Genomic DNA, 22,627 nt, shown 5'->3' with positions numbered 1-22,627 from the left:
TCACAGATGGCGGCGTCGGGTCGAGACGTGCCGTTCGTACAGCTCACGGGCCTTGACCGCCGACGGTCGCGTCGCGGTCTCGGCCACAGGAACATCCCACCAGGCCTGCGCTTCGGGCGCGCCCGACACTGTGTCTGCCGTTTCGGTCTCGACGTAGACACATGTGGGAAGGTCGGAGGCCCGCGCCTCGGCGAGTGCCGAGCGCAGGTCGGCCACGGTGCGGGCACGCAGCACCCGCATGCCGAGGCTCTCGGCGTTTGCGGCCAGGTCCACGGGGAGCGGGGCGCCGGAGAACGTGCCGTCGCCCGCGCGGTAGCGGTAAGCGGTGCCGAACCGCTCCGCGCCGGTCTCCTCGGAGAGCCCGCCGATGGACGCGTACCCGTGGTTCTGCACCAGCAGCACCTTGATCGCGATGCCCTCCTGCACGGCGGTCACGATCTCCGTCGGCATCATCAGATAGGTGCCGTCGCCGACCAGTGCCCACACCGGCCGGTCCGGGGCGGCCAGCTTCACGCCGATCGCGGCCGGGATCTCGTAGCCCATGCAGGAGTAGCCGTACTCCAAGTGGTACTGGTCGAAGGATCGGGCCCGCCACATCTTGTGCAGGTCACCGGGGAGCGAACCGGCCGCGTTGATGATGATGTCCGACTCGTCGGCCAGCGCGTCCAGGGCGCCGAGCACCTGCGGCTGCGTCGGGCGTACGTCCGGCTCGGCGGCCTCGTAGGCGGCGTCGACGCGCTGCTCCCAGCGCTCCTTGTCCTCGCTGTACTCCGCCCGGTACGCGTCCGGCACCCGGTGGTCGTGCAGTTCCAGCGCCTCGGTCAGCTCCTCCAGGCCGCTGCGCGCGTCCGCGATCAGGGGCGATCCGGCGAGCTTGTGGCCGTCGTAGGCGGCGATGTTGAGGTTGAGGAAACGGACGTCCGGGCCCGCGAAGAGCGTGCCGGACGCGGTGGTGAAGTCGGTGTAGCGCGTGCCCACGCCGATCACCAGGTCGGCCGTGCGGGCCAGTTCGTCGGCGGTCGCGGTGCCGGTGTGGCCGATGCCGCCGACGTCCTGGGGGTGGTCGTACGGCAGCGAGCCCTTGCCGGCCTGGGTGGAGGCGACCGGGATGCCGGTGGCCTCGGCGAACTCGGCGAGGGCGCCCTCGGCGCGGCTGTGGTGGACGCCGCCGCCTGCGATCAGCAGCGGCCGCCGGGCCTGCCTGATGGTGCGGACGGCCTCGGCGAGTTCCGTCGGGTCGGCGCCCGGGCGGCGTACTACCCAGGTGCGCTCGGCGAAGAAGTCCTCCGGCCAGTCGTACGCCTCGGCCTGCACGTCCTGCGGCAGCGCGAGCGTGACCGCGCCGGTCTCCACCGGGTCGGTGAGCACGCGCATGGCTTGCAGCGCCGCCGGGATCAGGGCTTCCGGGCGGGTGACGCGGTCGAAGTACCGGGACACCGGGCGCAGGCTGTCGTTGACCGACACATCGCCCGCGTACGGCACTTCGAGCTGCTGCAGCACCGGGTCGGCGGGGCGGGTGGCGAAGATGTCGCCGGGCAGCAGCAGGACCGGGATGTGGTTGATGGTGGCGAGGGCGGCGCCGGTGACCAGGTTCGTCGCGCCGGGGCCGATGGAGGTGGTCACTGCGTGCGTGGACAGGCGGTTGGACTGGCGGGCGTAGCCGACCGCCGCGTGCACCATGGCCTGCTCGTTGCGGCCCTGGAGGTACGGCATGACGTCCGCGTACTCGACCAGCGCCTGGCCGATCCCGGCGACGTTGCCGTGGCCGAAGATGCCCCAGGTGGCGCCGATGAGCCGCTGCCGTATGCCGTCCCGCTCGGTGTACTGGGCGGAGAGGAAGCGTACGAGCGCCTGTGCGACCGTGAGCCTGGTGGTCATCGATATCCCTCCGTGTGGTCCGGGTGGAAGCAGATCCGCCACTCCCGGGTCTGACCCGGTCCCGCCATGACGTTCAGGTAGTACATGTCGTGGCCGGGCTGGGCGATGGACGGCCCGTGCCAGCCGTCGGGGACGAGGACGGCGTCGCCGGTGCGTACCTCGGCGAGCACATCGGCGCCGCCCTCGCGCGAGGGGAACACTCGCTGGTAGCCGAAGCCGTTCGGGCCGTCGATCTCGAAGTAGTAGATCTCCTCCAGCTCCGACTCCTCGCCCGGCCGGTGCTCGTCGTGCTTGTGCGGCGGGTACGAGGACCAGTTGCCGCCGGGGGTGATCACCTCGACGGCGATGAGCTTGTCGCACTCGAAGGCGTCGGCGGAGGCGAAGTTGCGCACATGGCGGGTGCAGGTGCCGCTGCCGCGCTGCTCGACGGGCACCTCCGGCGCGGGGCCGTAGCGGGCGGGGAGTCGTCGCTCGCACTTCGCTCCTGCCAGGGCGAAGCGGCCTCCCGCGCCGGAGGTGATCTGTGCCTGGGCGTCGCGGGGCACGTACGCGAAGTCGGAGACTGAGGCGAAGACGCTGTCCCGGCCCAGGAGTTGGAATTCGGTGTCGCCCACCCGCACCGTGCAGCCGCCTTGCAGGGGCAGCACGATCCACTCGCTGTCCCCGGTGGTGAAGGTGTGCGTGCCGCCCGCCTCCAGCTCGACGATCCGCAGGCTGCTGTGGGTCCAGCCGGCCAGTTTGGGGGCGATGTCGAGCGCGTAGTACGCGTCGGCGGTGGTGCCCTTCGGGACGTACAACTCGTTGCTCATGCGGCCCTCACAGCAGTCCTACGGCGGTGTCCACGGCGGCGGCCACATCGCCGTCCACCGGGTACAGCAGCGACCGGCCGACCACCAGCCCCCGAACGGTGGGGAGTTGGAGGGCGCCGCGCCACTTCTCGTACGCGCTGTCCTGGTCGTCCCCGACCTCGCCGCCCAGCAGCACGGCGGGCAGGGTCGTGGTCTCCATGACCCGGGCCATGTCGTCGGGGTTCTCGGTGACGGGGACCTTCAGCCAGGTGTACGCCGAACTGCCGCCCAGCCCCGAGGCGATGGCGATGGACCGGGTGACGGCGTCGGCGGACAGGTCGTTGCGCAGCCGCCCGTCGGCGTCCCGGCGGCTGATGAACGGCTCGACGAAGACGGGCAGCCGGCGCGCCGCCATGTCGTCGATGGCCCGGGCGGTGGACTCCAGGGTGGTCAGGGAGCCCGCGTCGTCGTAGTCGATGCGCAGCAGCAGCTTCCCGGCGTCGAAACCGAGGCGCTCTATGTCCTCGGGGCGGTGGCCGGTGAAGCGGTCGTCGAGTTCGAAGCGGGCGCCCTGGAGGCCGCCGCGGTTCATCGAGCCCATGACGACCTTGTCGTCGAGGGCGCCGAGCAGCAGCAGGTCGTCGAGGATGTCGGCGGTGGCGAGGACGCCGTCGACGCCGGGGCGGCTGAGCGCAAGGCAGAGGCGTTCGAGCAGGTCGGCGCGGTTGGCCATGGCCATCTTGCGGTTGCCGACGCCGAGCGCGCCCCGGGCCGGGTGGTCGGCGGCGACGATCATGAGGCGGCCGGCCGCGTTGAGCAGCGGGCGGCGGACGCGGCGGGCGGCGGCCTCGGCGATCGCCTCGGGGCGGTGGGTGCGGGTGCGGACGAGGTCGGCGATGTCGACGGTCACTGGGGGGCTCCCGTGGGGTCGGCGGGGGCCGGAGTGTCGGCGGGGGCCGGGGTGCCGGCTTGGGCGGTGTGTACGGCGCCTGCCCTCAAGGCGGCCTCCACCTCGGCCTCGGTGGGCATCGCGGAGGAGCACTCCAGGCGGGAGGCGACGATGGCGCCGGCGGCGTTGGCGTGGCGCATGGTCTTCTCCAGGTCCCAGCCGGCGAGCAGGCCGTGGCAGAGCGAGCCGCCGAAGGCGTCACCGGCGCCGAGGCCGTTGAGGACGTCGACCGGCAGCGGGGGGACCTCGACGGACTCGCCCGTGTCGCTGACGGCGAGGACACCCTTGGGGCCCTGCTTGACGACGGCGACGGACACGCCGGCGTCGAGGAGCGCGGCCGCCGCGGCGTGCGGTTCGCGGACGCCGGTGGCGACCTCCACCTCGTCGAGATTGCCGACGGCGACGGTGGTGTGCTTGAGGGCCTCGGCGTAGAACGGGCGGGCCGCGTCCGGGTCCTGCCAGAACATGGGGCGCCAGTCGAGGTCGAAGACCGTGGTGCCGGACCTGTTGCGGTGGGCGAGGGCCGCGAGGGTCGCCGTCCGGCTGGGCTCCTCGCTCAGGCCGGTGCCGGTGACCCAGAAGATGCTCGCCGCGCGGATGGCGTCGAGGTCCAGTTCGTGGGCGTCGATCTCCAGGTCGGGGGCCTTGGGCTGCCGGTAGAAGTACAGCGGGAAGTCGTCCGGCGGGAAGACCTCGCAGAAGGTGACCGGGGTCGGCAGTCCGGGCACGGGCGTGACCCAGCGGTCGTCGACACCGAAGCCGCGCAGCGCCTCGTGAAGATAGGTGCCGAACGGGTCGTCGCCGGTGCGGGTGATCACCGCGGTACGGCGGCCCAGGCGGGCGGCGGCGACGGCGACGTTGGTCGCGGATCCGCCGAGGAACTTGCCGAAGGACGTCACCTGTGGGAGCGGGACGCCGGTCTGCAGTGGATAGAGGTCCACGCCGATCCGCCCCATGGTGATCAGGTCGTACGCCATCGAGATCCCTTCGCGTTCCCGTCGCGCCTTCGTCGGCGGCTCTCTCCGGTTTCTAGTCTCCGGACATGAGGCCTGTCAATAGTTTGTCCAGACATTCGGACCAGCGGGGTGGGGTGCGCGGCCGTGAGTGAGCGGCGTGCGCGCCTTTGCCTCGGATCTGTCACAAACGCCACTGTCCTGTCATGCATGTCCCGTGTACGCGGCCCCTGCGTCACATCCGCACGACAGGCACTTCCCCGCCGTCACTCTCCGTCGTTGAGCGGGCACAGGCTTGGTGACTGATCGCCAGCGCAGCGCCCGGCTCCCCCGACGGCCGCCCCCGGCCGCCGCCGCGGCATGCGCAGGGAGGTGCACTCATGACCGACCGAAGGCTCTGGTCGTACAAGGAGATCGCGGCGCACATCAGAGTGCAGCCGGACACCGTGCGGTCGTACCGCAAACACGGGCTGCTGCCCCCGCCGGACCACGTGGAGGGCGGCAAGCCGTATTGGTACGCGGATACTGTCCGCGCCTGGGTCGCTTCCCGGCCGGGGAATCGGGGGCGGCGAACGGAGTGACGACTGCGGGCGAAATGTCCGTAGTCGCATTTACGTCGCCGGAATTTCCGTGGTGCCCCACGTTCGCGTGGGGCACAGTCGTGCGCATGAGCTTCTCCGAGAAACCCGTGCTCACCGGCGTCAGGACCGTGCTGCGGCCGTTCACGGAGGCCGACGCGGAGGCGATCTGGGAGATCCTGAGCGACCCCGAGGTCATCCGCTTCACCTTCGACCCGTCCACCGAACTCACCCTGGCGGGCCTGCGTTCCTGGTACGGCTCCCGGTCCGACCAGCCCGACCGGCTGGACCTCGCCGTAACCGACCGTGACACCGGCGAGGTCGTCGGCGAGGTCGTCCTCAACGAGTGGGATCCCCACACGCGCAGTTGCAACTTCCGCACCCTCATCGGCCCGCGCGGCCGTGGCCGGGGCCTCGGCACGGAGGCCACCCGGCTCATCGTCGGCCACGGCTTCGAGCGACTCGGGCTGCATCGCGTCCACTTGGAGGCGTACGGCGACAACCACCGCGCCCTGCGCGTCTACCGGAAGGTCGGTTTCGTGGTCGAGGGCGTGCGGCGGGAGTCGGCCCGGCGGGACGGGGAGTGGGTGGACGAGGTGCTGATGGCCGTCCTCGACCGGGAGTGGGCCGAGCACCGCGGACACGTCGAGGTGCCTCGGGACTGGGCCGTGCGTCGGGGGTAGGGCGAGGTCCCTCGGAACTGGGCCGTCCATCGGGGGTAGGGAAGGCCCCCCGGGACTGAGCCGCCCACCGGAGACAGAGCGAAGCCCCCCGGGACCGAGCCGCCCACCGGAGACAGAGCGAAGCCCCCCGGGACTTCGGCATCAGCTCCACGGCTCGATGACCGTCACCCCGGCGCCCGGCGCGCTGCCCAGTGCCGCGAGTGCGGCCGGGGTCGCGTCCAGGGGGATGGTCGCGGTCACCAGCAGGTCGGGGCGCAGGGTGCCCGCCCGGACCGACTCCAGCATCGGTGGGTAGGTGTGGGCCGCCATGCCGTGGCTGCCGAGCAGTTCCAGTTCCAGGGCGACCGCGCGGGCCATGGGGACGGGCGTGGTGCCCGTGTGTGAGGGGAGCAGGCCGACCTGGACGTGCCGGCCGCGACGGCGCAGGCCGTTGACGGAGGCGGCGCACGTGGCGGGGGACCCGAGGGCGTCGAGGGAGAGGTGGGCGCCGCCGCCCGTGAGGTCCCGGATCGCGGCCGCCGTGTCCTCGGTGCGGGCCGCGTCCACGCACTGAGCCGCCCCGAACTTCCGCGCCAGCTCCAGCGCCTGCGCCGATATGTCGACGGCGACGACCCGCGCCCCCGACGCCGCCGCGATCATCACCGCCGACAGGCCCACTCCCCCGCACCCGTGCACCGCGACCCACTCCCCCGCCGCCACCCGGCCCTGCTGCACGACCGCCCGGAACGCCGTGGCGAACCGGCACCCCAGCGAGGCCGCCGTGGCGAAGGTCATGCCGTCCGGTACGGCGACGAGGTTGACGTCGGCGTGGTCCAGCGCCACGTACTGCGCGAACGAGCCCCAGTGGGTGAACCCGGGCTGCGTCTGCCGCTCGCACACCTGCTGGTCGCCGGCGGCGCAGGACGGGCAGGTGCCGCAGGCGCACACGAACGGGACGGTGACCCGGTCGCCGGGCCGCCAGCCAGTCACCCGGGCACCCACCGCCTCGACGACACCGGCGAGTTCATGACCGGGGACGTGCGGCAGCGTGATGTCCGGGTCGTGGCCCTGCCAGCCGTGCCAGTCGCTGCGGCACAGTCCGGTGGCCTCGACCCGCACCACGACGCCGTGCTCCGCGGGCCGCGGGTCGGCCACCTCGCGCACCTCGGCGGGCTCCCCGAACCGCTCGAACACCACAGCCCGCATCCGTCGCCCCTCGCCTTCGTTTCGTCCAGGCCCTTGGGACACACCGCCCCGGCCCTGCCGGAACGCTAGCCTCCGGCCGCCCCCTTGTCGCGCGACCGCTGCTCAGGGCGCGGTCGCCGGGCCGCCGTGGCCCCTCCTGGATAAGTACCCCCAGGGGGTATAGTGTGGACATGTAAGGGACCCTCCTGGGCCCCGCCAGCCCCATCTGCCTCGACGAGGAGAACGACATGACCGCGCAGACCGACACCCAGGGTTCCGTCACCGCCGTCTACAAGGTGAGCGGGATGAGCTGCGGACACTGTGAAGGCGCCGTCTCCGGCGAGATCTCCCAGTTGCCCGGCGTCAGCTCGGTGAAGGCCGTCGCGGCCAGCGGTGAGGTCACGGTCGTCTCCGCGACCGACCTGGACGAGGAGGCCGTACGCGCGGCCGTCGACGAGGCCGGCTTCGAGCTGGTCGGCCGCGCCTGAATCACGCTTCCCCACACCGGGCCGTACCGGAGGATCGACCCCCAGACCGGTCCCGTACGGTCCGGTCCGCCGTCTGAAGTCGGAGTCGGACATGAGCAGCACCACCACGACCAGCAGCACCGCACGGACCTCCATAGACACGCCGGACACGCCGGACACGCCGGTCTCCGAGGTCGAACTGATGATCGGCGGGATGACCTGCGCCTCCTGCGCGGCCCGTGTCGAGAGGAAGCTCAACCGGATGGACGGCGTCAGCGCCACGGTGAACTACGCGACGGAGAAGGCGCGCGTCACCTACCCGGCCGGGATCGAGGTCGCCGACCTGATCGCCACCGTCGTGAAGACGGGCTACACGGCCGAGGAGCCCGCCCCGCCGCAGCCCGAACCGGAACAGGCGCCCCAGGATCCGGAGCTGGCCTCCTTGCGGCAGCGGCTGATCGTTTCCGCGCTGCTCGCCGCCCCCGTCGTCCTGCTCGCGATGATCCCCGCTCTCCAGTTCGACAACTGGCAGTGGCTTTCCCTCACCCTCGCCGCGCCCGTCGTCGTCTGGGGCGGCCTGCCCTTCCACCGGGCCGCCTGGACCAACGCCCGGCACGCCGCGGCCACCATGGACACCCTCGTCTCGGTGGGCACGCTGGCCGCGTTCGGCTGGTCGCTGTGGGCGCTGTTCTTCGGCCACGCGGGCATGCCGGGCATGCGGCACCCGTTCGAGCTCACCGTCTCCCGTACGGACGGCGCCTCGACGATCTACCTCGAAGTGGCCGCCGGAGTCATCGCGTTCATCCTCCTCGGCCGCTATCTGGAGGCCCGCTCCAAGCGCCGCGCGGGCGCCGCGCTACGGGCCCTGATGGAGCTCGGCGCGAAGGACGTGGCGGTGCTGCGCGACGGGCGCGAGGTCCGCGTGCCGGTCACCGAACTGGCCGTCGGCGACCGGTTCGTCGTGCGTCCCGGCGAGAAGGTCGCCACCGACGGCACGGTCGTGGAGGGCGCCTCCGCGGTCGACGCCTCCATGCTGACCGGCGAGTCCGTGCCGGTGGACGTGGCGGCCGGGGACGCGGTGGCCGGGGCGACCGTGAACGCCGGGGGCCGACTGGTCGTCGAGGCCACCCGGGTCGGCGCCGACACCCAGCTCGCGCGGATGGCCCGGCTGGTGGAGGAGGCGCAGAACGGCAAGGCGGAGGTGCAGCGGCTCGCGGACCGGGTCGCCGGGATCTTCGTACCCGTCGTCCTCGCGCTCGCGACCGCCACCTTCGGCGGGTGGCTCGGCGCGACCGGCGACACGGTCGCCGCCTTCACCGCGGCCGTCGCCGTACTGATCATCGCCTGCCCGTGCGCCCTGGGCCTGGCCACCCCGACCGCCCTCATGGTCGGCACGGGCCGCGGCGCTCAGCTCGGCATCCTGATCAAGGGCCCCGAGGTACTGGAGTCCACCCGCCGCGTCGACACCGTCGTCCTGGACAAGACCGGAACGGTGACCACCGGCCGGATGACCCTCCAGGAGGTGTACGTCACCGAAGGCGCCGACGAGCGGGAGGTACTGCGGCTCGCGGGCGCCCTCGAACACGCCTCCGAACACCCGGTCGCCCGGGCCGTGGCCGCCGGTGCCGAGAAGCGGGTCGGGGAGCTGCCGGCGGTCGAGCGGTTCGAGAACGTGCCCGGGCGGGGCGTACGCGGGCGCGTGGCGGGCCATGAGGTGGCCGTGGGGCGGCTCTTCGAGGAGCTGCCGGAGGACTTGGCGCGCGCCCGTGACAAGGCCGAGAGCAGCGGTCGTACGGCCGTCGTGGTCGGCTGGGACGGGGTGGCGCGCGGGGTGATCGCGGTCGCCGACGCCGTGAAGGAGACCAGCGCGCAGGCCGTGCGCGAGTTACGCGCGCTGGGGCTCACGCCGGTGCTGCTGACCGGGGACAACCGGCGGGTGGCCGAGGCGGTGGCGGAGACCGTCGGTATCGATCAGGTGATCGCCGAGGTGCTGCCCGAGGACAAGGTCGAGGTCGTACGGCGGCTGCAGGCCGAGGGGCGGACGGTCGCCATGGTGGGGGACGGCGTCAATGACGCGGCCGCGCTCGCCACCGCCGACCTGGGGCTCGCGATGGGCACCGGCACCGACGCGGCGATCGAGGCGGGCGACCTGACCCTCGTCCGCGGGGATCTCCGGGTGGCGGCGGACGCGATCCGGCTGTCCCGCCGGACGCTCGGCACGATCAAGGGCAACCTCGTCTGGGCGTTCGGCTACAACGTGGCCGCGCTGCCGCTGGCCGCGGCGGGTCTGCTGAACCCGATGATCGCGGGGGCGGCGATGGCGCTGTCGTCGGTGTTCGTGGTGACGAACAGTCTGCGGCTGCGGGCGTTCCGCTGAGTTCGGACTTGAAGCCCGGACGTTGAATCCCGGACGATCCGCTGAAAAGGCCGGATCCCCCTTCAGTCCGACGCGAGCCTCACATAAGCTCTTCACAAGGCTCGCGCATCATCCTTACGCTTGAGCCCCGTTCGTCGTATCGGGCCTCTTGCGCATCTAACGGGACATATGCAAGAGACGCAGATCACAGTGATGTGAACGTAACCATCGAAGGGGTTCGAAGGTCTAAGTTGGCGATGTCAGAGGGCGTCTTGGGGGGCGCCACCTGGCATCTGGGGATGTCTTGGGGGACTTCCCCAGGGATGCGTTGCCGGGACACGTACACCGGGGAGCTTTGAGCGGCCCTCCCAGCGTGCGCTGTCCCGGCAGACCGCAGCCAACAGCAAGGCAGCAGTACCGCAGTAACAGCGATTCAGGCGCTGGTTTCTCAAAGGCGCCCGGCCGGATCCCGTGGGGGGAATCCGCACCGGGACATGGGAAGGCGCCCTGGTCGTCGGCCCGTGGGGGGACCGGCGTACCGGGGCGCCTTCTACATTGCACTGCTGGATTGCACTGCTGGGTACGGCTGCTGTGCACCACTGGGTGCGGCCGCCTGCTGTGCGTCAGGCGGCCGCGGGGATCAGCGGGTCAGCGCTCCTCGACCGGGACGAAGTCGCGCTCGACGACGCCCGTGTAGATCTGGCGCGGACGGCCGATGCGGGAGCCCGGCTCCTTGATCATCTCGTGCCACTGGGCGATCCAGCCCGGAAGCCGGCCGAGGGCGAACAGGACCGTGAACATCTCGGTCGGGAAGCCCATGGCCCGGTAGATCAGACCGGTGTAGAAGTCGACGTTCGGGTAGAGCTTGCGCTCGGTGAAGTAGCTGTCGGAGAGCGCGTGCTCCTCCAGCTTCAGCGCGATGTCCAGCAGCTCGTCGGACTTGCCGAGCGCGGACAGCACATCGTGCGCGGCGGCCTTGATGATCTTGGCGCGCGGGTCGAAGTTCTTGTAGACCCGGTGGCCGAAGCCCATCAGACGGACGCCGTCCTCCTTGTTCTTCACCTTGCGGATGAAGGAGTCGACGTCACCGCCGGAGTCGCGGATGCCCTCCAGCATCTCCAGCACCGACTGGTTGGCGCCGCCGTGCAGCGGGCCCCACAGGGCGCTGATGCCGGCGGAGATCGAGGCGAACATGTTCGCCTGCGAGGAGCCGACCAGGCGGACCGTGGAGGTCGAGCAGTTCTGCTCGTGGTCCGCGTGCAGGATCAGCAGCTTGTCCAGCGCGGCGACCACGATCGGGTCGAGCTCGTACTCCTGGGCCGGGACCGAGAAGGTCATGCGCAGGAAGTTCTCGACGTAACCGAGGTCGTTGCGCGGGTAGACGAACGGGTGACCGATCGACTTCTTGTACGCGTACGCCGCGATCGTCGGGAGCTTGGCAAGCAGACGAACGGTGGAAAGGTTGCGCTGCCGCTCGTCGAACGGGTTGTGGCTGTCCTGGTAGAAGGTGGACAGCGCCGAGACGACCGACGACAGCATGGCCATCGGGTGGGCGTCGCGGGGGAAACCCTTGTAGAAGTTCTTGACGTCCTCGTGCAGCAGGGTGTGCCGCGTGATCTCGTCCTTGAAGCCGGTGAGCTGGTCGACCGTCGGCAGCTCACCGTTGATCAGCAGATACGCCACCTCAAGGAACGTGGAGCGCTCGGCCAGCTGCTCGATCGGGTAACCGCGGTAGCGGAGGATGCCGGCCTCGCCGTCCAGATAGGTGATGGCGGATTTATAGGCGGCGGTGTTGCCGTAACCGCTGTCCAGGGTCACGAGACCGGTCTGGGTCCGGAGCTTTCCGATGTCGAAGCCCTTGTCCCCGACGGTGCTGTCGATCACCGGGTAGGTGTACTCGCTGCCGTCGTACCGCAGTACTACAGAGTTGTCGCTCACGTCTTCCCTCACCGACGTAGTGCCTCATCTTCGAGGTGCCCTGACTGTCTCTACCATCCCCCATTTGGCTCAGGAGAGTGCACTCGGGGTCGACCATTGGGCTTATCGGCGGCACTCAGTGCCGCCAACCTGCCATCCTGCCCGGTTGATACCCCATCCGGAAGTGCTCTGTGACCTTTCCGACTCGTTTGATCGATCATTTCTGCGCGGCACGGATGAAGCCGGGGACCAAGGCGGGGATCAAGGCTGCAGGGGCTGGGGTGCGAGCCTGAAGTCGAGGGCCGTGCAGCGGCGGCCCGCCGACACCGTGCGCACCGCCTGGCCGATCGCCTTGCGTGAACCGACGAGGACGACCAGTTGCTTGGCCCGGGTGACCGCCGTGTAGAGCAGGTTGCGTTGGAGCATCATCCAGGCGCCCGTGGTCACCGGGATGACCACCGCCGGGTATTCGCTCCCCTGCGAGCGGTGGATGGTCACCGCGTAGGCGTGTGCCAGTTCGTCCAGTTCGTCGAATTCGTACGGAACCTCCTCGTCCTCGTCCGTCAGCACCGTGAGGCGCTGGTCGACCGGGTCGAGCGAGGTGACCACGCCCACGGTGCCGTTGAAGACACCGTTTTTCCCTTTCTCGTAATTGTTGCGAATCTGGGTGACCTTGTCGCCGACCCGGAACACCCGCCCGCCGAACCGCTTCTCCGGCACATCGGGGCGGCCGGGGGTGATGGCCTGCTGGAGGAGCCCGTTGAGCGTGCCGGCGCCGGCGGGCCCTCGGTGCATGGGGGCGAGCACCTGGACGTCCCGGCGTGGGTCGAGCCCGAACCTGGCCGGAATACGACGGGCTGCCACATCCACGGTGAGCCGCCCGGCGGCCTCCGTGTCGTCCTCGACGAAGAGGAAGAAGTCCTTCATGCCGTCGGTGACGGGGTGCTGTCCGGCGTTGATCCGGTGCGCGTTGGTCACGACTCCCGACTGCTGGGCCTGCCGGAAGACGCGGGTGAGGCGGACGGCGGGGATGGGGCTGTCGTCGGCGAGGAGGTCCCGCAGGACCTCGCCCGCGCCGACGCTGGGGAGCTGGTCGACGTCGCCGACGAAGAGGAGGTGGGCGCCCGGCGGTACGGCCTTGACGAGCTTGTTCGCGAGGAGCAGGTCGAGCATGGAGGCCTCGTCGACGACCACGAGGTCGGCGTCGAGGGGGCGGTCCTTGTCGTAGGCGGCGTCTCCGCCCGGCTTGAGTTCCAGGAGCCGGTGGACGGTGGAGGCCTCGGCGCCGGTGAGCTCGGCGAGCCGCTTGGCGGCACGGCCCGTGGGGGCGGCGAGGACGACCTTGGCCTTCTTGGCGCGAGCCAGCTCCACGATCGACCGCACCGTGAAGGACTTGCCGCAACCGGGACCACCGGTGAGGACGGCGACCTTCTGCGTCAGCGCCAGCTTGACGGCGGCCTCCTGCTCGGGGGCGAGGTCGGCGCCGGTACGGCCCTTCAGCCACGCCAGTGCCCTGTCCCAGGCGACGTCGTGGAAGCCGGGCATGCGGTCCTGGTCGGTGCGCAGGAGGCGCAGGAGCTGGGCGGAAAGGGAGAGTTCGGCGCGGTGGAAGGGGACGAGGTAGACGGCGGTGACGGGTTCGCCGTGCTCACCGGGCACCTGTTCGCGTACGACACCGGGCTCGCCGGAGTCCTCGTCGGGCAGGGCCAGCTCGGCGAGGCACTCGATGACGAGCCCGGTGTCGACCTGGAGCAACTTGACGGCGTCGGCGATGAGCCGCTCCTCGGGCAGGAAGCAGTGCCCCTGGTCCGTCGACTGGGAAAGGGCGTACTGCAGGCCCGCCTTGACGCGCTCGGGGCTGTCGTGCGGGATGCCGACGGACTGGGCGATCTTGTCGGCGGTGAGGAAGCCGATGCCCCAGACGTCGGCGGCGAGGCGGTACGGCTGGTTCTTCACGACGGAGATGGAGGCGTCGCCGTACTTCTTGTAGATGCGCACGGCGATGGAGGTGGACACCTCGACGGTCTGGAGGAAGAGCATGACCTCCTTGATCGCCTTCTGCTCCTCCCAGGCGTCGGCGATCTTCTTCGTCCTCTTCGGGCCGAGGCCGGGCACCTCGATCAGCCGCTTCGGCTCCTCCTCGATGATCTTCAGGGTGTCCAGGCCGAAGTGCTGGGTGATGCGGTCGGCGAAGACCGGGCCGATGCCCTTGACCAGCCCGGAGCCGAGGTAGCGGCGGATGCCCTGGACGGTGGCAGGGAGGACGGTCGTGTAGTTCTCGACGGTGAACTGCTTGCCGTACTGCGGGTGGGAGCCCCATCTCCCCTCCATCCGCAGCGACTCCCCCACCTGCGCGCCGAGCAGCGCGCCGACGACCGTGAGGAGGTCTCCGCCGCCTCGGCCGGTGTCGACGCGGGCGACCGTGTAGCCGTTCTCCTCGTTGGCGTACGTGATCCGCTCGAGGACGCCTTCGAGGACGGCCAGGCGGCGGTCGCCGGGTGCCGGTGGGGACTGGTTGGGCATGATTCGACGGTACCGGTGGGTTGTGACAGTGGGGGTGGGAGCCGCTGGGGAAGGGGCCGGGCCGGGGCGTGTACTGGCGGACTAGACTCCCCGCATGGCTGACATGTTCGCCGTGGACCTGGCCCTCGATCTCTCGCCTGCCCTGCCGGGCGCCGTGCTCGACACCCTGCGTTGGCATCTCGGCCTAGGCGGGACGGAACCGGTCGACGCCTCGCCGGACCCGTTCCCTCTCCTCGCGGACCGGGGGCCTGCCGCGAAGATCGGCGGAGTCCTGACCGGCGAACTGCACCAGGCCGCCGAGCACTGGTCACTGACCGCACGGCAGGAGATCCACGCGGAGTTGCTGTCGGACCTCGAACCACTGCTGGAGATGCTGGCGGCGCACGCGCGGTGGGACGGGGTGATCGGACAGGTGAGGTTCTACGAGGAGGATGTGCCCGAGCTGCTGGTCGGTCGGGAGGGGAGGCTGGTCAGGGTTGGGCTGCGGGTGGCGTGAGCGGCAGGCTGCGTGATCCCGGTCGACTCTCGTAGACCCGGTGTGCCGCGTTGGTCGTCGCGGCGCACCTCGCATGCTGCTCTCTGCCCTATTCGCTGAGCCCCACAACGCACCAGCCCCGCCGGGCAGCTTCGCTCAGGACGTGGCCCCACTCCTCCAGGAGGCCTCTGAACTCGCGGAAGTTGCATACCCACCCATGGGGAAGTGCGGCATGCTCGGTGAAGGCCCGTTCCATTCCGCCGAGGCCGGGCCGTATTCGCTCCCAGGTCCCGGCCAGTTCCCGCACACTGTCCGGTGACCGTGCGAGCAGCACGCCGTAGAAGCCGGGGCCGTCGCTGAAGAAGCCGGAATCAATGTGCTCCGCCTCTCCGTTCAGCCCGTTCCAGATCAACCCGAGCAACAGGGTGTCGATTTCGGACCGGAGCTGAGGATCGACATGGTCGCGAGCGGATTCCCAGCGTTGCCCGGCCCAGAAGTGCGCCTTGAACGAGCCACTGGCGTGCCGGAACTCGTACACCGCGAAGATGGAACTGTTGGGCCCCTGCGGCCACTTCCAGTCCCCCACTACCTCGGCCGCGCCGTCCCAGTCCCAGAAGCCCGTCTCGTCGTCGTACCAGGCATCCCTGAGCCGCTCCAGCCGCTCCCCGGGCGGAACCTCCTCCAACCACGACCGGTCTGCGATCAGCACAGTGATGTCCAGCCCCATGGTGGGGAGCGTACCGATCGCCTATGAACCGGATTCGGTCGTGTCCCCTGTCGTGGTGTAGCTCATGGTGGCCAGGCCGAGGATGGCGTTTGCGATGAGGAAAGGTGGTCAGGTCCTCCGCCAGGTCCGAGTCGGCCGGCCGTGCTCGTCCCACTCGCAGTCCTCCAGGATCGTCATCCCGTTCGCGGCGAACACTCGCTTCGACGCGAGCACACCATTGGGATGCCATTCCTTGAACTCACCGACGGGCAGTCCGGCCCGATGTGTTCCCTCGGAGCGCAGGGTGCCGTCCTTGTACCACTCGTGGGAGGGTCCGTCCTTGTAGCCGTCGACGTAGGTTTCGAGGCTGACGAGACTGACGCCGAGATGTTCGGTCACCTCGCCGGTGAACGGTTCGCCGCGGTAGTACAGCCGCTCCGACACGTCCATGTCCACGTCGGGGTCGTCGATGTCGATGCGCTGCACGGCTGTCATCAGGGGATCCACTCCTTGTCACTGGGCGGGACCTTGACCGGCGGACTGCTCCAGGGCTCCGGCCGCGAACGCGCGGTGGCCGGGTTGCGGGTGCGGGTGAGGGTCTACTGCTGGCCGGGGGGCGATTTTAGGGCCTCGACGAAGGCGGTGAAGGCGTCGGCAGGGAAGGAGAGCCGCGCCTGGGTCGGGGCCTTTGAGTCGCGGATGGCTATGCGGGTGCGGAGGTTTGCAACCTCCACGCAGTCATTGCCGTCTCCGGGGCCCGAGTAGGAAGACTTCCGCCAGTTGCCGGGAGTAGGCATGGGGACCTCACAGTTCCTTCGCCAGCCTGTGGATGAACTCACGGGACTGACTGGGTTCGAGTGATACAGCCTCCACTTTACGGAAGAGCGTTCGAAAGGCGCTGAGTTGTGCTTCCGAGTCGATGAATGCGGTGCCGTGGGGTGCATCTCGTACCACCGTGTCCAGCTTGGGCACAGCCCCGCCCGCGTACTTCATGGTGCTCGTGGCTCCGGCGAAGCCGTCGAGGTCGAAGGGGATGACCCGCACGGTGATGTGGCCCGCGTCGGAGCATTCCAAAATGTGTGAGAGCTGAGTCCGTGAGGCGGTGCGGTCGCCGACTCTGATCCGCAGGGCTGCCTCATGGATCACCGCTTCGTACGGGGTAGGGGCGCGGCCTTCGAGGATCACCCGGCGCTGCATGCGGTGGCGGACGCGCAACTCAACTTGTTGATCCGGGAGTTCCGGGACGCGGTAGGAGTAGACCGCGCGGGCGTAGTCCTCCGTCTGCAGCAGGCCGGGGATGTACAGCAGTGCTACTTCTCGCAAGAACGTGGCATGGTGCTCAAGCTCCGCGAGGTCGAGGAACGGCGCCGGCAGTGATCCTCGGTACTCCTCCCACCAGCCATGTGTCCGGTCGGTCGCCACGGCCACCAACGCCTCAACCAGCTCGGTGTCCGTACAGGAGTACTGAGCGGCAATGCGCCGTACGCGCTCCTCACTCACCCCTGCCGTGCCGAACTCGATCTGACTGATCTGAGCCGAGTCCGTTCCGAGCAGAGCGGCGGCTTCGCGCCCCTTGAGCCCAGCAGCTTCGCGCAGTTTCCGCAGTTCGGAACCTAGACGCTCTTGGCGTGCGGTGGGTTGCTTCCTGCGCGCCAATGCTCTGCCTCCTTGCCGTCGGACTGCCTTGGAGCAGCGCCTCGTTCGGGGGGCAGATTACGGCAGCGGGTTGCATGGTCCCAAATTTTAGCTCCACCGTCAGTGACACGACGCACACGCTGCGCACTGCCGAGCACCGGAAGTGCACCGCTCCGTCCTGCCATGACGGCTGCGGCAATGACACCGGCCACCGCTCCTTGTACCGAACGGCCCCTTTCCACAAAGGAGTTCACTCATGCCCGAAAACGGAAACGCCCCCTGGGAGTACACCCTCTACATCCCGAACGACGTTCGCGCCGTCACCGTCAGTCGCCGCACCCTCCGCCTGATCCTCACCCTGCACGGCCTGATCCGCTTGGTGGACATGGCCGAACTGCTGGCTACGGAGCTGGTCTCCAACGCCGTACGCCACACCAAGGGGCCCGCCGCTCTACGCGTCCGCTGGTCGGCCGGTGTGCTGCGCATTGGCGCCTGGGACGCCGATCCTGAACCTCCCGAGCCGCCGGCGCCGTTGGACCGACTCACAGACGCGGAGGACGGCCGCGGGCTGGCGCTGGTCAGGGCCTGCGCCGACCTGTGGGGCTGGCAGCCGCTGTCCAGAGGCGGGAACCGGGGGAAGTACGTGTGGTGCGAACTGGCCGCGGCTTGAAGCGATCAAGAACGTGGCGCTGGCGGACGCGGCAAGCGACAGCTAAGGGACGAGGGTGACCATACCGGGCACGAAACTGCGCTTCGAGCTGTCACCCGGATTCGAGAGCTTGCGTGATCTCCTCACGCGCCTTGTCTTCCCCGACTCGAATCTCTGCGCCCACCAGCTTGACGTTGGTCAACTTGGCATCGGTGCTGAGGTCAAGTCCGAGAGCGTCCAGTCCGCCTGCACCCATGTCGAGAAACTCCCGTAGACGCTGAGCGGCGACATTGTCCACAGGAAACCGAGCCGGAACCATCCCCATCCGGCTCGGCGCTGATCACTCGTCGGCCGCAAGTCCCCGCAAAGCGGCGAGATCAATGCTCTGCGACTGTGCATCCGATTCCGCACGGCCCGCGCCGCCCTCATCCGGCATCGCGTCAGCTTGACCAAAGCCGCCGACGGGGACAATCCCCGATCATGCGCGGACCGCAGCCGCTCCAGCCACACCCGGCACGGTAGGTCGCGTCGTCACCCACGTCCCTCGGCTCGAAGCTCGCCGCGTTCTCGGTGTCGGTGTCGGTGTCGGTGTCGGTGTCGGTGTCGGTGGCCCGCACATAGCCGATGATCCCCTGCTCACTCAGCACCGGCATGTTGCGCACATCTCCTTCAGCCGTACGCCGGTACCCGATCCGTCCGAAAGCGGGCGCATGTGTGAAGAAGTCGTACCGCGTCGGAACCTCGAAGCTCCCCACACGTCCGACGCCGCACCGTCGGCATCGAAAAAGTTCTCAGCACCCGTCTCGGTCGGCTTCGCGAAGTACGTCGGGTCGTCAGGGTCGGTCTCCAACTCAAGGACCTTGGAGAGATCACGCAACAGCGCGGCCAAACGAGGTCCGTTGGCGTCGTAAACAGCAGGCTGAGGCTGCCCCTTCAGGTTGAACGGCAACCACACGTCGCTACGCGTTACCAGCTCGCCGGTGACGAAATCGGCGAACGATGATGCTGCCAACACGAACAAGGCGCTTTGCAGGAAACTCTTCATCGGACCCCACCGCGACCAGGCCGGAGCACTCGATATGCGCGTCCACGGATCCGATTTCGCCAGCACGCAATCCTATTCTGACCTGATCCACCAATGATGCGACAGCTTCTGCGGACCTCGTCGAGCCGGAAGAGGCCGCCGCAACGGCCAGCTCCCTCTTGAACAGAACACTGTTCGACTTGCCGGCTTCCGACACAGACACCTGTACGTCGGTCCCACCGACCGCGAACCGATGTGCAGCCAGAACGCCATACGCAGCCATCAGGTCACGAAGAGAGCGGACCAATTCATCGGTGGTCTCGCCGTCACGGCCCCAAGTCCAGCGGGCGACAGGGGTGGACGCAATCACACGTTTCCTCACCCCTGGGAGGAGGTGTTCTCCCAAGCCCGGGTCGGGCGCCCTTCCTCGTCCCACTCGTATTCAGCGAGAGGGGTTCTACCGTCCGCACTATTGATCATTCGTTTGGCCAGGATACCGTTCGGATGCCAGCGTTTGAACTCCCCGGACACAAATCCCATGCGCATGATGCCCTCAGCACGGAGGGTGCCATCCTTGTACCACTCGCGGTAAGGACCGTCCTTAAAGCCGTCCGTATAGGTAATGCGGTTCACCAGATGACCAGCCAAGTACTCCTCTGCCTCCCCGTGTAAGGATCGCCGGCATAGAGCAACCGGTGGTCGAAGCCGATGTCGATCTCGTCGTCGTCGGTGTCAATGCGCTGGGCGGCTGTCATCAGGCGATCCAACTCTCATCACGGAAACCAACCGACTCTCACAGGTGGGGACGTCAGGAATCGCCGACGCCTCTCAGTTGGGCGGGACAGGCTGCTTTTCCCGCGCCTCGAAGAGGTATTGGCACATGCTCGTCAAGTATTCGTACAGGGCATCATCGTCTTCGAACTCGACGTCCGTGAGGCGCTCATAATCCCCAACGGAAATCTCTCGTGTGCGCAACACGGTCTCCAGTCCCTGTCGGACCGCACTGACATACTCCTCTTTGAAGGCGTGCAACGCTGGACGCAGGTAACCAGTGGTGTCGTAAGCCTGCTCCAAGCTCAAATATACCTTGATGAACTTCTCAGTCTCTCTGTTCATCAAATGTCTTTCTTAGGAATGCCGGGAGCCCGGTCCAGTACCTGAGTGACTCCGCCACGTTCTGCGATCCATTCCTGCAGTTCCGTACCCGATAGCTCTCGGGTGATCTCTTCCTCCACGATTACTACTGATCCGAAGATCGACCCCGACGCACCTTCGAGTTTCGTGTTCCTGCCCAGGGTCACTTGGAATGAGTTTTCACCGAAAACAGAGTCGCTGAGATCTGCGGAACAGAAATCTACGCCCAGTAGCGAAGCGCCCTTGAATTGAGTTCCCCGGCAACTGGCTCCGGATGCATCGACATCGTAGAGCGACGACTTCACCAGATTGGCGCCATCGAGCGTCGCGTTTCGCAGGATCGCATCGTCGAGGTTCACGCGCACGAGGGAAGACCCTGTCAGGTCGGCCCCGGTCAAGTCAGCTCCCTGGGCGTCGGATCGGTACAGCTCCGCACCAATCAGCTTGACATTCGTCAGCCTGGCATCAGTGAACCACGACTCAGAGAAATCGGCGTGCGAAAGGTCTGCCTCGCTCATGTCAAGGCCGACAGCGTCCAGTCCACCTTCACCCGCGTCGATCCACTCACGCAGACGCTTGGCTGCGACATCGTCCACGGGGAACCGCACCGGTCGGTGTCCATCCCTTACGGGTACCAGTTGACATTGCCTTCCCAGCCGTTCTTTTCGACGATGGACTTGATGTCGTCAATCGCTGCCTGGTTTGCATTCCTGACATCCTGGAAAACAGTGCGGCCCTTCGCAACGATTTGCTCCGAAAGCTTATTTACCAGCGAGCGTTGTTGTCCGGGTCATACGCGCCACGGAAAGGCTGAGACTTATCCCGCACATTGTTGACGGGGGGCCAGTCCGAATGTACACCCTTGATGTCGTAGTACCGTCCTGTGCTCGGCGAGTAAAACTCTCCTCGGTCGGCGACCGAAGGACGCTGGATATCATCGGGCAGGCGACCGGCGTCAACTCCCGCAGGCGCTCATTACCCCAGAGCGTCGGCGAGCACCCCAAAAGTGTCGTCCTGGCCATGGAACCTGTCGTACGAGGCACCTCGCCAGGCCACTGATTCCGGTGAGCGGCCAGCATCGATCACCGCGTCGTACCCAACCACCTCTCACCAGCGAGTCAGCGTGACACACACCAGGAAACGTCCTGCCGGATCCTCGTCTGAGTCACCTAGATCCCTCAGCGAAGCTGAACACCTCGCCGATCTCGCCGCTCAAATAAGAATCCCTTCCGTCCAGGGACGGCCCGTAGGGGAGACGCCTCACCCCTGCGGAGTCGTGTTCTCCCAAGCTCGGGTCGGACGCCCTTGCTCGTCCCACTCATAGTGAGAGAGCGGCGTCCCGTCGTCTGCGCTGTGCAGCTTCTTCGTGGCGAGAACGCCGTTCTCATGCCAGCTCTTGTAGTCCCCCGACAGACTGCCCATCCGGAACATTCCCTCAGCGCGAAGGACTCCACTCTTGTACCACTCACGGAACGGCCCGTCCCGGTAACCGTCCGTGTACGTCACCAGACTCACGCGATGCCCTGCGAGATACTCCTCGACCTCGCCGGTGAAGAGTTCGCCCTGGTACAGGAGTCGCTGCGCGTAGTCGAGGTCCACCTCGGGATCGTCGAGGTCGATTCGCTTCATATGAATCACCAAGGAATGTAGTTGGTGTTGATGTCCGGCGGATGCCCCAGGAACCGGCCTGAACCGCTCGGGACATCATGCAACAGGTGAGAACAGTTGACGCAGAAGGGAGCTCTCTTCGGAACGACCTTGACGCCCAAGGCGTTGGGTTCTTTCATGAAAGGGAAGTAGACGGAAGCATGCATCTGCGCCATGGCTCGCGTATCGGTCGGCAGCCCAAGCTTGGTGCGCTCATGCAGCAACTGGTTCACTGCCTTGACCTCAGCATGCTCAAGCAATTCAGCCGGGTGGGGTTTGCTCCCCGAGATCCGATGATAACGTTCAGCAAGCGTTGGGTGCAGATCTTCGAGTGGGATCAGGTGTTGGCCAGGCCGACCGTTGATCCCCTCGTACACAAACCCCGTGCGGCGGTCCAGCACCACACCAACAGCCTGTCCAGTTTCCGTCTTCGGGAAGTCCCCCGTGTTCTTTGCCTCGATATAGACGTTGGTCCTTTCCCGAGACAGAGCCTGCATAAAGCTTTCGACCGAGTGTCCGTCAATCCGTGTGATCAGTCCGTTTTCAGTCTGTACTCGACTTGCATCAAGTTGCCCCAGGAACTTGTCCCCCGGCCCGGCAGCTGGCATCGGGGAGTCACCATCGAAGGCATCCGACGCCCGGTAGTCTTCCGGGATACCATCAAGGAAGTCCGGAACGTTGTCGCGGAAGTGCGGAATCTCGTGCGGCGGGACACCGTCGATGCCGGGAATACCTGGAACGCCGCTGCGGTCGACGATTTCGCCTACGCCGTGACCTGTTTCTCCGCCGTGGTACACGCTGTCGCCTGCTCCATGATGTGCAACCCCCTCGGTCGTGTGGTGCGCTCCATCGCCAGCATGGCCGTGCAGTGTTGATCCCTCGTGGACAGGTGGGGAAATGGGCGGCTCGTTCGGACCGCCACCATTTCCGCTGGAGTGGCCGCTCGGCGGCTCGTGCGATGCGGTGGGTCCTCTGCCGAGGTCATCGGCCCGGCCGCCGGGGAGGTTGTCCGCGGTGCCGCCGGGGAGGTGGTTGCCCAGGCCGGTGCCGGGGAGGTTGCCTCCGGCGTGGACGGCTGGGGTGACGGGGGCGTCCTCGCCT

The 22,627-nt window shown here is 68.0% G+C and carries 24 protein-coding genes; 6 read left to right on the top strand and 18 right to left on the bottom strand.

Going from position 1 to position 22,627, the window contains the following annotated elements:
• Genes iolD through iolC form a run of 4 tightly spaced genes read right to left on the bottom strand, consistent with a single transcriptional unit; the run spans nucleotide 1 to nucleotide 4,592 of the window.
• The gene (iolD, locus tag SSP24_RS24245; protein WP_141311803.1) at nucleotides 1-1,878 is read right to left on the bottom strand and encodes a 3D-(3,5/4)-trihydroxycyclohexane-1,2-dione acylhydrolase (decyclizing); all 1,878 of its coding nucleotides are present in this window, start codon (nucleotides 1,876-1,878) and stop codon (nucleotides 1-3) included.
• Nucleotides 1,875-2,687, bottom strand: a complete 813-nt coding sequence (gene iolB / locus SSP24_RS24240; RefSeq protein WP_141311802.1) for a 5-deoxy-glucuronate isomerase — start codon at nucleotides 2,685-2,687, stop codon at nucleotides 1,875-1,877. The genes iolD and iolB overlap by 4 nt, the downstream gene beginning before the upstream one ends.
• 7 nt (nucleotides 2,688-2,694) lie before the next feature.
• A complete protein-coding gene (locus SSP24_RS24235) occupies nucleotides 2,695-3,576 on the bottom strand; it encodes a Cgl0159 family (beta/alpha)8-fold protein (protein WP_141311801.1) in 882 nt (293 codons plus the stop codon).
• Nucleotides 3,573-4,592, bottom strand: coding sequence for a 5-dehydro-2-deoxygluconokinase (iolC, locus tag SSP24_RS24230; RefSeq protein ID WP_229866221.1), 1,020 nt, complete (start codon nucleotides 4,590-4,592; stop codon nucleotides 3,573-3,575). Before iolC ends, SSP24_RS24235 begins: the two co-directional genes overlap by 4 nt.
• 356 nt (nucleotides 4,593-4,948) lie before the next feature.
• On the opposite strand from iolC, the gene SSP24_RS24225 reads away from it, so the two are divergent.
• A complete protein-coding gene (locus SSP24_RS24225) occupies nucleotides 4,949-5,149 on the top strand; it encodes a helix-turn-helix transcriptional regulator (RefSeq protein WP_053763086.1) in 201 nt (66 codons plus the stop codon).
• An 86-nt stretch (nucleotides 5,150-5,235) separates the two neighbouring features.
• Entirely contained in the window at nucleotides 5,236-5,829 is a 594-nt protein-coding gene (locus SSP24_RS24220) for a GNAT family N-acetyltransferase (protein ID WP_141311800.1), read from the top strand.
• A gap of 141 nt (nucleotides 5,830-5,970) precedes the next feature.
• On the opposite strand, the gene SSP24_RS24215 is transcribed toward SSP24_RS24220, so the two are convergent.
• The gene (locus SSP24_RS24215; RefSeq protein WP_141311799.1) at nucleotides 5,971-7,014 is read right to left on the bottom strand and encodes a zinc-dependent alcohol dehydrogenase family protein; all 1,044 of its coding nucleotides are present in this window, start codon (nucleotides 7,012-7,014) and stop codon (nucleotides 5,971-5,973) included.
• A 227-nt stretch (nucleotides 7,015-7,241) separates the two neighbouring features.
• On the opposite strand from SSP24_RS24215, the gene SSP24_RS24210 reads away from it, so the two are divergent.
• A complete protein-coding gene (locus SSP24_RS24210; RefSeq protein ID WP_141311798.1) occupies nucleotides 7,242-7,481 on the top strand; it encodes a heavy-metal-associated domain-containing protein in 240 nt (79 codons plus the stop codon).
• 91 nt (nucleotides 7,482-7,572) lie between these two features.
• Complete coding sequence (locus SSP24_RS24205) at nucleotides 7,573-9,837, top strand: heavy metal translocating P-type ATPase (protein WP_141311797.1); 2,265 nt, start codon at nucleotides 7,573-7,575, stop codon at nucleotides 9,835-9,837.
• Between the two features lie 627 nt (nucleotides 9,838-10,464).
• Here SSP24_RS24205 and SSP24_RS24200 read toward each other — a convergent pair.
• A complete protein-coding gene (locus SSP24_RS24200; RefSeq protein ID WP_141311796.1) occupies nucleotides 10,465-11,754 on the bottom strand; it encodes a citrate synthase in 1,290 nt (429 codons plus the stop codon).
• Between the two features lie 240 nt (nucleotides 11,755-11,994).
• Nucleotides 11,995-14,256, bottom strand: a complete 2,262-nt coding sequence (gene recD2, locus SSP24_RS24195) for an SF1B family DNA helicase RecD2 (RefSeq protein ID WP_141311795.1) — start codon at nucleotides 14,254-14,256, stop codon at nucleotides 11,995-11,997.
• A gap of 94 nt (nucleotides 14,257-14,350) precedes the next feature.
• Between recD2 and SSP24_RS24190 the strand changes: the two genes are divergently transcribed.
• Nucleotides 14,351-14,752, top strand: coding sequence for a hypothetical protein (locus SSP24_RS24190; RefSeq protein ID WP_141311794.1), 402 nt, complete (start codon nucleotides 14,351-14,353; stop codon nucleotides 14,750-14,752).
• Between the two features lie 88 nt (nucleotides 14,753-14,840).
• Here SSP24_RS24190 and SSP24_RS24185 read toward each other — a convergent pair whose 3' ends face one another.
• The 4 genes from SSP24_RS24185 to SSP24_RS24170 all read right to left on the bottom strand — a co-directional run bounded on the left by SSP24_RS24185 (nucleotide 14,841) and on the right by SSP24_RS24170 (nucleotide 17,093).
• Nucleotides 14,841-15,458 carry a hypothetical protein gene (locus tag SSP24_RS24185; RefSeq protein WP_141311793.1) on the bottom strand — a complete coding sequence of 206 codons (618 nt, stop codon included), beginning with the start codon at nucleotides 15,456-15,458 and terminating at the stop codon, nucleotides 14,841-14,843.
• Between the two features lie 108 nt (nucleotides 15,459-15,566).
• The gene (locus SSP24_RS24180; protein ID WP_141311792.1) at nucleotides 15,567-15,932 is read right to left on the bottom strand and encodes a toxin-antitoxin system YwqK family antitoxin; all 366 of its coding nucleotides are present in this window, start codon (nucleotides 15,930-15,932) and stop codon (nucleotides 15,567-15,569) included.
• Nucleotides 15,933-16,036: 104 nt separating this feature from the next.
• Nucleotides 16,037-16,234 (bottom strand): DUF397 domain-containing protein, encoded by a 198-nt coding sequence (locus SSP24_RS24175; RefSeq protein ID WP_141311791.1) that lies wholly within the window; start codon nucleotides 16,232-16,234, stop codon nucleotides 16,037-16,039.
• 7 nt (nucleotides 16,235-16,241) lie between these two features.
• Nucleotides 16,242-17,093 carry a helix-turn-helix domain-containing protein gene (locus SSP24_RS24170; RefSeq protein ID WP_141311790.1) on the bottom strand — a complete coding sequence of 284 codons (852 nt, stop codon included), beginning with the start codon at nucleotides 17,091-17,093 and terminating at the stop codon, nucleotides 16,242-16,244.
• A gap of 235 nt (nucleotides 17,094-17,328) precedes the next feature.
• Here SSP24_RS24170 and SSP24_RS24165 point away from each other — a divergent pair, with 235 nt between their 5' ends.
• Nucleotides 17,329-17,742: an ATP-binding protein gene (locus SSP24_RS24165; protein WP_141311789.1), complete on the top strand. Its 414-nt coding sequence runs from the start codon at nucleotides 17,329-17,331 to the stop codon at nucleotides 17,740-17,742.
• A gap of 419 nt (nucleotides 17,743-18,161) precedes the next feature.
• Here the strand turns inward: SSP24_RS24165 and SSP24_RS44265 are convergent, their stop codons facing one another.
• The 7 genes from SSP24_RS44265 to SSP24_RS24135 all read right to left on the bottom strand — a co-directional run.
• Nucleotides 18,162-18,374, bottom strand: coding sequence for a hypothetical protein (locus SSP24_RS44265; RefSeq protein ID WP_229866219.1), 213 nt, complete (start codon nucleotides 18,372-18,374; stop codon nucleotides 18,162-18,164).
• Nucleotides 18,362-18,766: a hypothetical protein gene (locus tag SSP24_RS44260; RefSeq protein ID WP_229866212.1), complete on the bottom strand. Its 405-nt coding sequence runs from the start codon at nucleotides 18,764-18,766 to the stop codon at nucleotides 18,362-18,364. Before SSP24_RS44260 ends, SSP24_RS44265 begins: the two co-directional genes overlap by 13 nt.
• A 608-nt stretch (nucleotides 18,767-19,374) precedes the next feature.
• Nucleotides 19,375-19,500: a hypothetical protein gene (locus SSP24_RS44955; RefSeq protein WP_268255108.1), complete on the bottom strand. Its 126-nt coding sequence runs from the start codon at nucleotides 19,498-19,500 to the stop codon at nucleotides 19,375-19,377.
• A 73-nt stretch (nucleotides 19,501-19,573) separates the two neighbouring features.
• Entirely contained in the window at nucleotides 19,574-19,861 is a 288-nt protein-coding gene (locus SSP24_RS24150) for a hypothetical protein (RefSeq protein ID WP_141311788.1), read from the bottom strand.
• The gene (locus tag SSP24_RS24145) at nucleotides 19,861-20,475 is read right to left on the bottom strand and encodes a pentapeptide repeat-containing protein (RefSeq protein WP_229866200.1); all 615 of its coding nucleotides are present in this window, start codon (nucleotides 20,473-20,475) and stop codon (nucleotides 19,861-19,863) included. The genes SSP24_RS24150 and SSP24_RS24145 overlap by 1 nt, the downstream gene beginning before the upstream one ends.
• Nucleotides 20,476-21,139: 664 nt before the next feature.
• Nucleotides 21,140-21,508 carry a toxin-antitoxin system YwqK family antitoxin gene (locus SSP24_RS24140; protein ID WP_141311786.1) on the bottom strand — a complete coding sequence of 123 codons (369 nt, stop codon included), beginning with the start codon at nucleotides 21,506-21,508 and terminating at the stop codon, nucleotides 21,140-21,142.
• A gap of 5 nt (nucleotides 21,509-21,513) precedes the next feature.
• On the bottom strand, nucleotides 21,514-22,627 hold a 1,114-nt coding region (locus tag SSP24_RS24135; protein ID WP_280527087.1), incomplete at its 5' end, for a YwqJ-related putative deaminase.

The sequence above is a fragment of the Streptomyces spinoverrucosus genome, assembly GCF_006539505.1.
In the GTDB taxonomy this organism is placed as follows: domain Bacteria; phylum Actinomycetota; class Actinomycetes; order Streptomycetales; family Streptomycetaceae; genus Streptomyces; species Streptomyces spinoverrucosus.
Note: the sequence above shows the minus strand (reverse complement) of the source record. Positions and strands in the feature narration are given on the sequence as shown.

Excerpts from the sequence above, each read along its gene's own strand:
- recD2 (WP_141311795.1), bottom strand. The coding sequence starts at position 14,256 with ATGCCCAACCAGTCCCCACCGGCACCCGGCGACCGCCGCCTGGCCGTC.
- SSP24_RS44955 (WP_268255108.1), bottom strand. The coding sequence starts at position 19,500 with ATGACAGCCGCCCAGCGCATTGACACCGACGACGACGAGATCGACATC.
- SSP24_RS24140 (WP_141311786.1), bottom strand. The coding sequence starts at position 21,508 with ATGAAGCGAATCGACCTCGACGATCCCGAGGTGGACCTCGACTACGCG.
- iolD (WP_141311803.1), bottom strand. The coding sequence starts at position 1,878 with ATGACCACCAGGCTCACGGTCGCACAGGCGCTCGTACGCTTCCTCTCC.
- SSP24_RS24220 (WP_141311800.1), top strand. The coding sequence starts at position 5,236 with ATGAGCTTCTCCGAGAAACCCGTGCTCACCGGCGTCAGGACCGTGCTG.
- SSP24_RS24205 (WP_141311797.1), top strand. The coding sequence starts at position 7,573 with ATGAGCAGCACCACCACGACCAGCAGCACCGCACGGACCTCCATAGAC.
- SSP24_RS24150 (WP_141311788.1), bottom strand. The coding sequence starts at position 19,861 with ATGAACAGAGAGACTGAGAAGTTCATCAAGGTATATTTGAGCTTGGAG.
- SSP24_RS24215 (WP_141311799.1), bottom strand. The coding sequence starts at position 7,014 with ATGCGGGCTGTGGTGTTCGAGCGGTTCGGGGAGCCCGCCGAGGTGCGC.
- SSP24_RS44265 (WP_229866219.1), bottom strand. The coding sequence starts at position 18,374 with ATGCCGGTGCTGAGTGAGCAGGGGATCATCGGCTATGTGCGGGCCACC.
- SSP24_RS24225 (WP_053763086.1), top strand. The coding sequence starts at position 4,949 with ATGACCGACCGAAGGCTCTGGTCGTACAAGGAGATCGCGGCGCACATC.
- iolC (WP_229866221.1), bottom strand. The coding sequence starts at position 4,592 with ATGGCGTACGACCTGATCACCATGGGGCGGATCGGCGTGGACCTCTAT.
- SSP24_RS44260 (WP_229866212.1), bottom strand. The coding sequence starts at position 18,766 with ATGAAGAGTTTCCTGCAAAGCGCCTTGTTCGTGTTGGCAGCATCATCG.
- SSP24_RS24175 (WP_141311791.1), bottom strand. The coding sequence starts at position 16,234 with ATGCCTACTCCCGGCAACTGGCGGAAGTCTTCCTACTCGGGCCCCGGA.
- SSP24_RS24210 (WP_141311798.1), top strand. The coding sequence starts at position 7,242 with ATGACCGCGCAGACCGACACCCAGGGTTCCGTCACCGCCGTCTACAAG.
- SSP24_RS24190 (WP_141311794.1), top strand. The coding sequence starts at position 14,351 with ATGGCTGACATGTTCGCCGTGGACCTGGCCCTCGATCTCTCGCCTGCC.
- SSP24_RS24180 (WP_141311792.1), bottom strand. The coding sequence starts at position 15,932 with ATGACAGCCGTGCAGCGCATCGACATCGACGACCCCGACGTGGACATG.
- SSP24_RS24185 (WP_141311793.1), bottom strand. The coding sequence starts at position 15,458 with ATGGGGCTGGACATCACTGTGCTGATCGCAGACCGGTCGTGGTTGGAG.
- iolB (WP_141311802.1), bottom strand. The coding sequence starts at position 2,687 with ATGAGCAACGAGTTGTACGTCCCGAAGGGCACCACCGCCGACGCGTAC.
- SSP24_RS24165 (WP_141311789.1), top strand. The coding sequence starts at position 17,329 with ATGCCCGAAAACGGAAACGCCCCCTGGGAGTACACCCTCTACATCCCG.